Source organism: Sporosarcina pasteurii (assembly GCF_041295575.1).
In the GTDB taxonomy this organism is placed as follows: domain Bacteria; phylum Bacillota; class Bacilli; order Bacillales_A; family Planococcaceae; genus Sporosarcina; species Sporosarcina pasteurii.
On record NZ_CP160452.1, the window covers coordinates 1,559,256 to 1,572,024 of the forward strand.

The 12,769-nt window shown below is 39.1% G+C and carries 13 protein-coding genes; all 13 read right to left on the bottom strand.

Going from position 1 to position 12,769, the window contains the following annotated elements:
* Nucleotides 1-216: 216 nt before the first annotated feature.
* The 13 genes from AB1H92_RS07170 to accB all read right to left on the bottom strand — a co-directional run bounded on the left by AB1H92_RS07170 (nucleotide 217) and on the right by accB (nucleotide 12,744).
* Nucleotides 217-1,185, bottom strand: a complete 969-nt coding sequence (locus AB1H92_RS07170) for a SpoIVB peptidase S55 domain-containing protein (protein WP_115361096.1) — start codon at nucleotides 1,183-1,185, stop codon at nucleotides 217-219.
* A 190-nt stretch (nucleotides 1,186-1,375) separates the two neighbouring features.
* Complete coding sequence (gene recN, locus AB1H92_RS07175) at nucleotides 1,376-3,079, bottom strand: DNA repair protein RecN (RefSeq protein ID WP_115361094.1); 1,704 nt, start codon at nucleotides 3,077-3,079, stop codon at nucleotides 1,376-1,378.
* A 15-nt stretch (nucleotides 3,080-3,094) separates the two neighbouring features.
* The gene (gene ahrC, locus AB1H92_RS07180; RefSeq protein ID WP_115361092.1) at nucleotides 3,095-3,544 is read right to left on the bottom strand and encodes a transcriptional regulator AhrC/ArgR; all 450 of its coding nucleotides are present in this window, start codon (nucleotides 3,542-3,544) and stop codon (nucleotides 3,095-3,097) included.
* A 105-nt stretch (nucleotides 3,545-3,649) separates the two neighbouring features.
* Nucleotides 3,650-4,471 (bottom strand): TlyA family RNA methyltransferase, encoded by an 822-nt coding sequence (locus AB1H92_RS07185; protein ID WP_115361089.1) that lies wholly within the window; start codon nucleotides 4,469-4,471, stop codon nucleotides 3,650-3,652.
* A complete protein-coding gene (gene dxs, locus AB1H92_RS07190; RefSeq protein WP_115364082.1) occupies nucleotides 4,468-6,369 on the bottom strand; it encodes a 1-deoxy-D-xylulose-5-phosphate synthase in 1,902 nt (633 codons plus the stop codon). The genes AB1H92_RS07185 and dxs overlap by 4 nt, the downstream gene beginning before the upstream one ends.
* A 93-nt stretch (nucleotides 6,370-6,462) precedes the next feature.
* Entirely contained in the window at nucleotides 6,463-7,347 is an 885-nt protein-coding gene (locus AB1H92_RS07195; protein WP_115361087.1) for a polyprenyl synthetase family protein, read from the bottom strand.
* Nucleotides 7,337-7,582: an exodeoxyribonuclease VII small subunit gene (locus tag AB1H92_RS07200; protein ID WP_115361085.1), complete on the bottom strand. Its 246-nt coding sequence runs from the start codon at nucleotides 7,580-7,582 to the stop codon at nucleotides 7,337-7,339. The genes AB1H92_RS07195 and AB1H92_RS07200 overlap by 11 nt, the downstream gene beginning before the upstream one ends.
* Nucleotides 7,583-8,938, bottom strand: coding sequence for an exodeoxyribonuclease VII large subunit (gene xseA / locus AB1H92_RS07205; protein ID WP_115361083.1), 1,356 nt, complete (start codon nucleotides 8,936-8,938; stop codon nucleotides 7,583-7,585).
* 74 nt (nucleotides 8,939-9,012) lie between these two features.
* Nucleotides 9,013-9,885, bottom strand: a complete 873-nt coding sequence (gene folD / locus AB1H92_RS07210) for a bifunctional methylenetetrahydrofolate dehydrogenase/methenyltetrahydrofolate cyclohydrolase FolD (protein WP_115361081.1) — start codon at nucleotides 9,883-9,885, stop codon at nucleotides 9,013-9,015.
* A 20-nt stretch (nucleotides 9,886-9,905) separates the two neighbouring features.
* Nucleotides 9,906-10,289, bottom strand: a complete 384-nt coding sequence (gene nusB / locus AB1H92_RS07215; protein ID WP_115361079.1) for a transcription antitermination factor NusB — start codon at nucleotides 10,287-10,289, stop codon at nucleotides 9,906-9,908.
* 184 nt (nucleotides 10,290-10,473) lie between these two features.
* On the bottom strand, nucleotides 10,474-10,863 hold the full coding sequence (locus tag AB1H92_RS07220) for an Asp23/Gls24 family envelope stress response protein (RefSeq protein ID WP_115361077.1): 390 nt from the start codon (nucleotides 10,861-10,863) through the stop codon (nucleotides 10,474-10,476).
* A gap of 17 nt (nucleotides 10,864-10,880) precedes the next feature.
* On the bottom strand, nucleotides 10,881-12,230 hold the full coding sequence (gene accC, locus AB1H92_RS07225; RefSeq protein WP_115361074.1) for an acetyl-CoA carboxylase biotin carboxylase subunit: 1,350 nt from the start codon (nucleotides 12,228-12,230) through the stop codon (nucleotides 10,881-10,883).
* A gap of 10 nt (nucleotides 12,231-12,240) precedes the next feature.
* Nucleotides 12,241-12,744 carry an acetyl-CoA carboxylase biotin carboxyl carrier protein gene (accB, locus tag AB1H92_RS07230; RefSeq protein WP_115361073.1) on the bottom strand — a complete coding sequence of 168 codons (504 nt, stop codon included), beginning with the start codon at nucleotides 12,742-12,744 and terminating at the stop codon, nucleotides 12,241-12,243.
* Between the last annotated feature and the right edge of the window lie 25 nt (nucleotides 12,745-12,769).

Below are 12,769 nucleotides of genomic sequence, written 5' to 3' on the forward strand. Positions count from 1 at the left end.
ATGTCGACAATTAACACAGTAGTCGCGATACTCACATAAGATGAATTCGACAAATGTTTAGTTTCACCTCTTATTATAAAGGAAATGAATCTAATGTTGTATGGTTTCGGCAATATTCGACGAAATTCTTTGAAAATAGAACTAGAATTTAACTGAATTTAAATGATATTTGTTTTGTGCCATGAAAAATGGTCAACCGGTTGGTTGACCATTTTTTTAGTTTTCCCCTTTCCGCATTGTTTCTAAGAAAAGCGCTGCCCCTTTTTCAGGTTCATCGATAAACATATGAGTCACTGCGCCAGCAAATTTTCCATCTTGAATGACGGGACTTCCACTCATTCCCTGTAATATACCGCCAGTTGTTTCAATAAGCTTAGAATCGGTTAGTTTAAAATGAAATTGATCCTGCTCAACATTTGTGATTTCAATTGAAAAAGACTCAACTTCTGTCCCTTTAACCGTTGTAAATATTTCTGCTTTGCCAACCTTTACGTCTCGTTGGTGCATAATCTGTAATGGTTCGGATAACACTTCCTTGTAGGAGTTATTCCATGAACCAAATATTCCATATACACCATTTTTATGAATCTTTCCGAGTGTTCCCTTATCTTTGACAATCGTGGAAATTTTATATCCAGGATTTCCTGGTGAGCTCTTTCTAATTTGCTCAATTTCCGATAAATGAATGGTTCCATCTTTGAATGATGGGGGTGATTTGAATGAACTATCAATAATTTGATGGCCGAGTGCACCGTATGTTTTCTTCTCAGGATCAACATACGTTAAGGTTCCTGTGCCTTCTGTGCTATCTTTTAGGAATGGAAGTAATTGTTTCAATGCTTCGTTATCCGATCGGACTGTAAGTGTTTCCCCATTTCTAGTCAGTAGAACTGAGATATCTTCTTTATTTCCAACTCTTGTTAATGCGTCTTCAAAATTTTCAACATTCGATATGATGGCACCATCTACTTGTCCGATTAGATCTCCAGCTTTCAACCATTCATCTTTGCCAAGTAAAACATCATTCGTTAGAAAAACACCTGACAAATCCATTTTAATACCGATTGAATGCCCCATCGGAATCAGTGATTTGTCATTTGCGGACGCGATACCCGAATTGACTGGCAAAAACATTAAGACGACAGAAAACGATACCATCAACTTAAACTGCTTACTCCATCCCATGTTTCACCTCCTAAGAATTAAGATACTATTGGTATGTCCGTTAGGCGAAATCTTATGAGAGGGTAAAATAAGCAATTAAGGAACGTGTTAGCGATTTCATAAAAACCCTTATTAAATTCATTAAGTTTTAAGTCAAATAATGCTATTTCCATATATTACATAATACAAACATCAATAAAGTTGTCTCTTGTTACATTTTTTGTAAAGTTTTTTTGCGTTCAGCAGCTAATGAAAGTAACTCCTCGGCATGTTTTAATGTTAACTCTGTTGTTTCAGCACCAGATAACATACGAGACAGTTCATTAGTTCTTTCTTTATCATGAACATTTTCGATTGATGTCATCGTACGCTCATTTTTCACTTCTTTTTTTATGAGATAATGTTGATCCGCCATTGCAGCTACTTGAGGTAAATGAGAAATACATAGCACTTGGGAGTGTCTGGCAACCATTGCAATTTTTTCTGCAATTGCCTGTGCTACTCTTCCACTAACGCCTGTATCCACTTCATCGAAAATAATTGATGTAACGCCTTGATGCTTCGAGAAAATTGTTTTTAAAGCCAACATTAAACGTGACAATTCTCCTCCTGATGCGACGGCTACCAGTGGCTTTAAAGGTTCGCCCACATTCGTTGCGATATGAAAAGCCACTTCATCATAACCATTGACGTCAAATTCATTTGCCTTTTTTTGTGTAATCATCACTTTAAAGGATGCTTTTTCCATATGTAATTGCTGAAGTTGTTCCATAATCGCTGCTTCTAAACGTTTAGCAGCTTCAATACGAATTATCGATAATTCCTCTGCCTCAACTTCCAAGTCTTTCATAATTTGAGCAAGTTTAACTTGATCTGCATGGAGTCTTTCATCTCGATTCATTAATTGATCTAACTCATCTGCAATCTTATCCCGATAAAGTAAAATGTCCTCTATCGTTTGCCCGTACTTTCGTTTTAATGATAATAGCAATGCGAGCCGTTCTTCCACTTCATTAAGTCTTGCAGGATCAAATTCTAAATCGTCGATAATGTTTTTCAACTCGTACCCAGTCTCCTGGAGTGCGTAAAAACTATTGGCCACAGTCTCATAGTGGGGGGATAATTTTTTATCAACGCCAGTAGCATCTTCCAAATCACTCATCGCTGCTCCAACCCAGTCTAACGCATGTGTGTCTCCACTTATTGCTTCGTACGCAGTGTTTAAACGTTCGTATAGTCTACTGAAGTTTTGCAGTTTACGCTGTTCATCTTCAAGTGCTTCTTCCTCACCAATCGTTAGGTTTGCGTTATTAATTTCGGTCAGTTGGAAAGAATATAAGTCAATACGCTGGGCAATTTGCTGCTCGTTTTCATTTGCAGTTTCAAGCTTTTTCTTTAACTTAGTATAGTTTGAGTAAGTTTCTGTATAACTATGATAAGCTTTCTCCATTTTCTTTCCAGCAAATTGATCAAGTAAATGAATATGTCTACGCTCATGCATTAACTCCTGGTTTTCATGCTGGCCATGGATATCAATTAAGCTCGCCCCAACTTCACGCATGATTGCGATTGTAACGAGCTTTCCGTTAATACGACAAACACTTTTTCCGTTCGCATTAATATCGCGTCGTAATATAATGGTCTCTTCATCGGCTTGTATACCGAAATTTTCTAGCGTACGTAGCACAGGATGTGTAGGGTCTTCTATCATAAAGAGACCTTCTAGTTCCGCCCTATCTGCCCCGTGTCGAATAAAGCCTTGGGATCCTCGACCACCTGCCAAAAGCTGAACAGCATCTATAATAATAGACTTCCCTGCCCCTGTTTCTCCTGTTAGCACTGTAAGACCTTTTTTAAAAGATACGTCTAAATGTTTAATGATTGCGAAGTTTCTTATTGTAAGTTCATTTAACAAGTTTGCTCACCACTTTCAAAGCATCGCAAGTAATTTTTCTCTTACATTGTCTATATACGATTCATCTTTACAAATAATTAAACAAGTATCGTCTCCGCAAATTGTCCCTAGCATTTCATCCCACTTCAAATGATCGAGTAAAGAGCCTATTGCCTGGGCATTGCCCGGTAACGTTTTTAATACTAAAAAGTGCCCTGCACCATCTATACTAACAAAAGCATCCGTTAACGCACGGTGAAGTTTTTGCTCGGTATTGTATTCGTGGATTCTAGGCAAGCTATATTTGTATCCGCCAGATGCTGTCGGTACTTTAATCAGATGCATTTCTTTAATATCACGAGAAATTGTCGCTTGCGTGACGTCTACACCGGCATCTTTTAAACTTTGTACAAGTTGATCTTGCGTTTCAATTTCGTATTTCGAAATAATATCACGAATACGAATATGTCTATGTCCTTTATTCATATAAATTCCTCCTAGTTCGGCATCGGAAATAATTTCTATTTAGTATTTGCGTTAGGTATGACAAAGTTTGCTTATAATATAGGAAAAGCGCGCAAAAAGCGCGCGCTAATTTAACTCTTTGTAAGCCTTAGAAATGAGCGCATCAAACATATCGGCATTAAAATTTCTTTCAGCTGTTTCTTCGGCTCTTAAATGAAATAGAAATTCGATATTCCCTTCTCCCCCTGTGACAGGTGAGTAGGAAGCGTCGTGTAATGTATAGCCTTCTTCGTAGGCAACTTCTGCAACTTTTTCCAACACTTCTAAATGAGTTGATCGTTCCCTCACAACGCCTTTCTTCCCAACTTTTCCTTTACCTGCTTCAAATTGAGGTTTCACGAGCGCGATTACATCGCCTCCGTTTACGATAATGTTCTTCAATGCAGGTAAAATTAAGCTTAATGAAATAAATGATACATCAATCGTAGCAAATGAGGGCAATCCATTCTCGAACATGTCGGTCGTTGCATATCTAAAATTCGTCCGCTCCATCACAGTAACTCGCTCATCTTGTCTAATTTTCCATGCTAACTGGTTATAACCGACATCTAATGCATAACAATGTTTCGCGCCATTTTGTAAGGCACAATCCGTAAATCCACCCGTAGATGCACCGATATCAAGGACAATTTTATCTTCCACTGTCACATCAAAGACTTCCAATGCTTTTTCAAGCTTGAGACCGCCTCGACTCACGTATTTTAACGTATTTCCTTTTACAGTTAACGGAGCATCGACAGCTATTTTTTCCCCTGGTTTATCAATTCGCGTCTCTTCTGAATAAACAATCCCTGCCATGATTGAACGTTTCGCTTGTTCACGCGTATCAACTAAGCCTCTTTTCACTAATAGAACGTCTATGCGTTCTTTCGGTTCACGCTGACTCATACACTTTCTCTTTTCAATATATATTTTTTAACTAAGTCATGTACATTCATAGCTAAATTTTCAGAAGTCATTCCGATTTCAGCTAATAACTGTGGTACATCTCCATGCTCAATAAATTGATCTGGTATTCCCATTCTCTCAATCGGCGCAGCATTATAAGATACATCATGCGCGTATTCTAATACCGCGCTCCCAAAACCACCGGCAAGTACAGCTTCTTCTACTGTTATAATTGGTATTTCTTGACTGAATAATTCGTCAAGCATCTTGGTATCGAGTGGTTTGATGAATCGTGCATTCACCACCATGACTTCTATTCCTCTTTCCGACAACAAATCTGCGGCATCTAAAGCCATTGGTATACTTGTACCAAAAGTTAAAATAGCCGCATCTCCACCACGACGCAAGACTTCCCAAGTTCCAATAGGAATTGGCTGTAAAGTTTCATCTAGATGAACTCCTAAACCATTTCCACGCGGATATCGAATTGCTATCGGTCCATCATTATAATCCATTGCAGTTTTCACCATATGCTGCCCTTCATTTTCATCTTTAGGCATCATAATGACCAAATTCGGCATATGACGTAAAAACGCAATGTCATAAACGCCCTGGTGTGTTTCTCCATCTGCGCCTACAAGACCAGCTCGATCAATTCCGATAACGACATTTAAATTTTGTCGAGAAATATCGTGAAGCATTTGGTCGTAAGATCTTTGTAAAAATGTCGAATAAATCGACAGAAAAGGCTTCATACCTTGAGTTGCAAGACCTGCCGCCATTGTTGTTGCATGCTGCTCCGCAATTCCAACGTCAAAAAAGCGTTCCGGGAACTCTTCTGCAAAAGCCTCTAATTTCGAGCCGACTGGCATTGCCGGTGTAATGGCTACAACTCGCTTATCATCCCGCGCAATTTCGCTAACAGTATCAGCAATCAAGCCGCTCCATGACGGCGCAGATGCTGTTGACTTCACAAAATCGCCCGTTTCAATTTTATACGGACCTGTCCCGTGCCAAGTACCGATTTTATCGTTTTCAGCAGGACGATACCCTTTCCCTTTTTTCGTAATCACATGAAAAAGAATTGGCCCTTCCATTTTTTTGGCATAATTTAAATTACGTTCTAAATCTACAAAATCATGGCCATCAACTGGACCAAGATAAGTGAAACCTAGTTCTTCGAAAAAGACCCCTGACACCAGTAAATATTTTAAGCTGTCTTTTACACGTTCAGCAGCCGTAGCAACTTTACCACCAACTGCTGGAATCTTTTTCAAAATATACTCTAACTCATCTTTCGCTGAGTTGTATTTTCCAGCAGTACGAAGTTTTCCTAAGATGGAGTGTAAAGCGCCTACGTTTGGGGCAATGGACATTTCATTATCATTTAAAATCACAATCATATTCGTTTTCTCGTGTCCAATATGATTTAACGCTTCTAGCGCCATACCGCCCGTTAACGCACCATCACCGATAATCGGTAATACGTAATTGTCTTCTCCTTTAATATCACGTGCAACTGCCATCCCCATTGCAGCCGATAAAGAAGTCGAACTATGGCCCGCTTCCCAGACATCGTGTTCACTTTCGTCCATTTTAGGAAATCCGCAAAGCCCTTTATATTGTCTTAACGTATCAAATTCACTTGCCCGTCCAGTTAGAATTTTATGAACGTATGCTTGATGACCGACGTCCCATAAAAACTTATCATTCGGACTATCAAAAAGTTTGTGTAGAATTAATGTTAACTCTACAACGCCAAGGTTTGGACCAATATGACCACCAGTAACAGATAATTTCTCGATTAGGAAGGAGCGAATGTTAGTTGCAAGTTCTTTCAATTGCTCATTATCGAGCTGTTTAATAAAAGATGGATTGTTAATTTTTGTAAGATCCACCACTATCACACACCTTCACAAATTAATAACGACGTTCATTGTTATCCTTCATCTCATTATAACAACTGAAACGCTCAGTACAAGAATTTCAAGTTAAAAATTCCGTTCTACAATATAGTCTGCAAAGAGCGCTAGTAAAGAATCGTCCTTTTCTAAAAAGGCTAATGATTGTTTCGCTAGCGAATGATGGTGCATCAATTGTTTTTTAGCACCTTCAAGCCCTAAAACAATAGGATAAGTTGTCTTTTCACTCGATTCGTCACTTCCAGCGTTTTTACCTAATTCTTCGGTTGTTGATGTCACATCTAAAATGTCATCTTGAATTTGAAAGGCAAGTCCTATATTTTCAGCATAGACTTTAATCGCTTTCATTTTTTCGGCTTCTATATCTGCAAGTATGCCACCCGCCTCGATACAATAGGTAAGTAGCGCACCTGTTTTATTTAAATGAATTAATTCTAAATCTTGTAATGTTAAACTTTTTTTCTCGCCCTCAAGATCTAAAACTTGTCCAGCGACCATCCCTTTTGCACCAGATGCAATTGCTAATAAACGAATCAATTCAATACTTTTTTCTGGACGTATATTCGGTAAACTAGCTAATGTTTCAAAAGCAAGTGTTTGTAGTGCATCTCCAGCAAGTATCGCCATCGCTTCACCGTACACTTTATGATTCGTCGGTTTTCCTCGACGCATATCGTCATCGTCCATGCTTGGTAAATCATCGTGTATAAGAGAGTATGTATGAATTAGTTCAATCGCTGCTGCGACTTCCAATGCATGATCCGCATGAACGTCTAGGTCTTCAAGTGTTGCTAAAACTAGTAATGGGCGAATTCGTTTTCCACCTGCATGAATTGAATACAACATAGACGATTGTAAACTCTCTGGAATATCTTTTTTCATTAAAAGCGTATGTAAAGTATCGTTAATTCTCGGTGTGTGCGCTTCAATAAATTGCTCTAGTTTACCCTTCATCATTGTCTGCACCTTTTGTCGGTTCGAAAGGTTCTTTTTCACCGTTCACATCAATAATAGACATTAATTGTTTTTCAGCATTTTGCAATTTCCCTTGACAGAACGCAGACAATTCCATTCCTTCTTTGTAGAGCGTAATTGCGTCTTCTAATGGGACATCGCCGGCTTCAAGTTTCTTTACAACTTCTTCTAATTTAAGCATTGCTTCTTCAAAGCGAATTGGCTCCTCTTTCAATTAACTCTCCTCCAAGTCATCTTTATGAATTGATTTTATCATAGCTTTTGCGGTACCATCTTGCATTTTTATGTCGACCGTACTACCGACCTCTAATTTTTCTACTGATTTTTGAACTTTTTCATCTTGATAAACGATGGAATAACCCCGTTCTATGACATGTAAGGGATTTAATGAAGTTAACATTCGTACAGTTGACGAAAAACGATTTTGGCGTTGTTTTAAGTCATGTGTAGATGTTGTCATTAACCGATTCGTTAACACACTTATCTCACGGGCGGCCTCATTGACGCGGTACATTGGGGACATCGTTTTTAATCGATTGGTTAATCGTTCTAATTGGACTTCATCTCGCTCAATGATGGATTTGGGACTTCTCCTTAACCTCTCATCCAGATGAATGTGCTTTTCGATAAATGGTCGATAAAGTCGTTCAGGGAATTGGAGTGGATATGAGGTTTGAAGCGTTGTTAATCGTTTTTGTTCATGTTTTATTTTATAAGAGAAGGCACGATACAATGCACGTTTTCTATCGAGTGTTCTATCTATCAATTCTTCTCGTGATGGAACGGCTAATTCTGCAGCAGCTGTCGGCGTCGGTGCTCTTTTATCCGCAACAAAATCTGCAATCGTCGTATCCGTTTCGTGTCCGACAGCACTAATTACCGGAATGCGACTAGAAAAAATAGCCCGCGCGACAATTTCTTCGTTAAATGCCCACAAATCTTCAATAGACCCACCACCACGTCCAACAATAAGGACATCGATGCCACTATAACGATTCGCCTGTTCAATTGCCTCGACAATGGATGGTGCTGCTTGCGAACCTTGGACAACGGCTGGAAATAAGAGTATTTCAGCTAATGGGTAACGCCTTGAGATTGTCGAACAAATATCTTGTATCGCTGCACCTGTTTGAGCTGTTACAACACCGACCGTAGCGGGGTAAGTAGGTAACGGAACTTTCCATTTTTCATTAAACAATCCTTCTTGTTCCAGCTTTTCTTTCAATTGTTCAAACGCAAGATATAGTGCACCAATTCCGTCCGGTTGCATCGTTTGGACATAGAGTTGATATTGTCCGCTCGCTTCATAGACAGAAACATCCCCTATAATGAGTACGTTCATGCCATTTTCTGGTCTGAATTTTAATTTGAGTGCGTTCATTTTAAACATAACTGCACGAATACGACTTTTGTCATCTTTTAAAGTGAAATAAATATGTCCACTCGGATGAAGCGTGACGTTTGAAAGCTCTCCTTTCACGTACACTTGCCGTAAATGTGGATCCGCATCGAACTTTCTTTTCACATATTTCGTTAATGCTTGGACAGTTAAATATGGATTTTTTGTCACTTGTACGCCTCCTCCTTGAACGGATAGAAACGCTGTTCTACTTTATGAAGAACAGCGTTTCATACACCTTGATGTTATTTATCTTCGTGTTTTCCCGAAACGCACACCCGTTCAGCACTGAGTAGTGTGTTTTTGAGCAACATCGTAATCGTCATCGGTCCTACTCCACCAGGTACTGGCGTTATCAGTGAAGATTTTTCTTTCACATCGTCAAAATCTACATCTCCACATAACTTTCCGTTTTCATCTCGGTTCATACCGACATCAATCACAACGGCGCCTTCTTTCACATGATCCGCTTTAATAAACTTCGCCATACCAATTGCGACAATCAAAATATCAGCTTGCTTTGTATGGTGTGCTAAATCTTTTGTTCGGGAATGACAATAAGTAACTGTTGCATCTCGCTGCAATAATAGTTGGCCCATTGGTTTACCAACAATATTACTGCGTCCAATGATAACGGCATGCTTCCCTTTGATTTGTGTATTTGTTCGTTCAAGCAATTTAATGATTCCGTAAGGTGTACAAGACAAATAAGCATTTTGACCAATGATCATCTTTCCAACATTCACCGGATGAAAACCGTCCACATCTTTCGCTGAATCAATGGCCAAAATCACACGATTTTCATCGATATGCTTTGGCAAAGGTAATTGCACAAGGATTCCATGAATCGTATCATCGTCATTTAATTGGGCAATACGTTCCAGTATTTCTTGCTCACTTACCGTAGCTGCCAACTGAATCAACTCGGATTTCATACCTGCTTCAACACTTGATTTTTGTTTGTTTTTAACATATGTATGAGAAGCAGGGTCATCTCCTACAATGATTACTGCTAGTCCAGGAGTACATCCTTTATTTTTAAGATTTTGTACACGCTCTTTAATTTCTTCACGAATGATATTCCCTATTGCTCTTCCATCAATTAATTTTTCGTCCACTCGTATGTCCTCCAGATCAGTTACTTATTTGTCGTAAATTTTGATAGTACACCGTTAACAAAACGACCCGATTTTTCATCACCAAATGTTTTACTTAGCTCGATTGCCTCATTCATAATGACACGTTCAGGAGCCTCTTCACTATACTGCAATTCAAATACCGCAAGTCGTAAAATAGTTCTTTCTATTTTGGGCAAACGATCTAGCGACCAGTTTTCCAAGTTTTCTGTAAGGGCAGCATCTATTTCCTCTCTATGCTGCATAGTACCGCGCACTAAGTGTTCATAGAAGTGATTCGATTCTTCTTTTACAATAAAAGCAATCGCCTCTTCTATTGATAAATCTAGATTATCTAATTGGAAAAGCGTTTGAATCGCTTTTTCTCGTGCAACTCGTCTGTTCATCTTCATTTCTCCTCTACTGTTGCTTTCCGGCATTATCATATCATATCCATAAGTTTCCGGATACAGTAGACTTTTTATACTTCCTAAAAAGAGTTTGTCCAATAAGTACGAAAAAGTAGAGGGAGAGAACTTATAAATAAATTCTCCTCTACTTTTGTTGTGTACATTTGACAGACTGATGACCTCATACTGTTTCGGATTCTATGCCAGTAATATGAATATTTACTTCTTTTGTTTCAAGTGAAGTCATATTGTAAATTGCATTGCGTACTTGTTTTTGAATTTCAAATGCAACTTCACGTACTGAAAAACCATATTGGACGACACAATAAACATCTACCGTTAGGCCATCTTCTGACCAACTTGTTTTTACGCCTTTACCATGTTGTGTGCGTCCTAATTTTTCAGCAACACCAGTGGCGAAATTTCCTCTAGTATGCGCGACACCTTTTACTTCATTCGTCGCAATGCCGATAATGACCTCAAGTACTTCTGGAGCAAGCTGAACACGCCCTAATGCTTCATCTTCGGATGGTGCCATTCCGACAAATGAAGGCATTTCTTTATCTGCCATTTTCAGTTGTCCTCCTTTTACTTCATTATGTCATATTTCTCAAGAAACTTCGTATCAAAGTCCCCTGATTTAAACACTTCATCGCCCATCAATCTAAAATGAAACGGAATTGTTGTTTCAACACCTTCAATAATAAACTCATCCAGTGCACGTTTCATTCTTAAAACTGCTTCTTCACGAGTATCAGCGTGAACAATTAGCTTGGCAACCATAGAATCATAAAATGGTGGAATTGTGTAACCGGTATACATTGCCGAATCAACACGCACACCAAAACCACCTGGCGGCATATACATTTCTACTTTACCCGGTGAAGGCATAAAGTTGCGCGCTGGATTTTCTGCATTTATCCGACATTCAATCGACCAACCGTTTAACTGAATATCATCTTGTTGTAATGCCAGCTTTTCGCCTGATGCAATTTTAATTTGTTCTTTTATCAGGTCAACACCTGTAATCATTTCAGTAATCGTATGCTCTACTTGAATACGTGTATTCATTTCCATGAAATAGAACTTGTTATTAATGTGGTCGAAAATAAACTCAACGGTTCCCGCGCCCTCATAATTAACAGCTTTTGCAGCTTTGACAGCTGCTTCCCCCATTTCTTGACGAAGTTCAGGTGTAATTGCTGGTGATGGAGCTTCTTCCACTAGCTTTTGCATACGGCGCTGAATAGAACAATCACGTTCACCTAAGTGAATCGTATGACCAAATTGATCTGCGAGCACCTGTACTTCAACGTGGCGGAATATCTCAATATATTTTTCAAGGTAAACGCCTGGATTACCAAATGCAGCCGCAGCTTCTTTTTGTGTAATCTTTACACCTGTAATTAACTCTTCTTTATTGTTAGCGATACGTATCCCTTTACCGCCGCCGCCAGCAGTTGCTTTTATAATGACTGGGAAACCAATCTTTTCAGCAATCTCAAGCGCTTCATGTTCATCAGCTACGATACCTGTTGAACCTGGAACGATTGGAACACCCGCTTCACGCATAGTTTCACGCGCAACGTCTTTCGTCCCCATTCTTGAAATGGCATCGGAAGTAGGTCCGATAAATTTAATATTGACTTCTTCACATAGTTCAGCGAAACTTGCATTTTCTGCAAGAAACCCGTATCCAGGATGAATGCCATCACAGTCGGTTAACTTTGCTGTACTAATGATATTTGAGAAATTTAAATAGCTATCCGTCGATAACCTTGGGCCGATACAATACGCTTCATCTGCTAACTCTACATGTAAGGCCTCTTCATCAGCTTCTGAATAAACCGCAACTGTTTCAATCCCTAATTCTTTACATGCGCGGATGATGCGTACTGCAATCTCTCCACGGTTTGCAATTAATATTTTCTTCACAATCCATTCCTCCTTAGTTTGTTTTTACAAGGAAGAGGGGTTGTCCATATTCGACAAGCTGGCCGTCCTTCACAAGAATTTCTACAATTTCCCCTGAAACTTCCGCTTCAATTTCATTGAATAGCTTCATAGCTTCAACAATACAAACGACAGACTCGTCCGAAACTTTATCTCCAATTTTCACGTATGCATCAGCTTCAGGTGAGGATGCTGCATAGAACGTTCCAACCATTGGAGACGTAACTTCATGCATAGACTCATCATGTACAACTTCTACTTCTGGTGCTGCTTGTATTTCCTGTTGAACCGGTTGTGGTTTTGCCTCTACTTTAACTTCCGGTACTGGTGTAACAACCGGCTGTGCTTCTACTTGTTCAACTTGAACAGGTACGACAGTCTGCCCATTGCTTCCTTTTTTCAAGACAACTTTTGTATTGTCTGCTTCGTATGAGAACTTTTCGATCGAAGACTTATCAATTAACTTAATTATTTCTCGAATTTCTTGGATTTTTAACATGTCCCATTCTCCTGACTAAAAATAT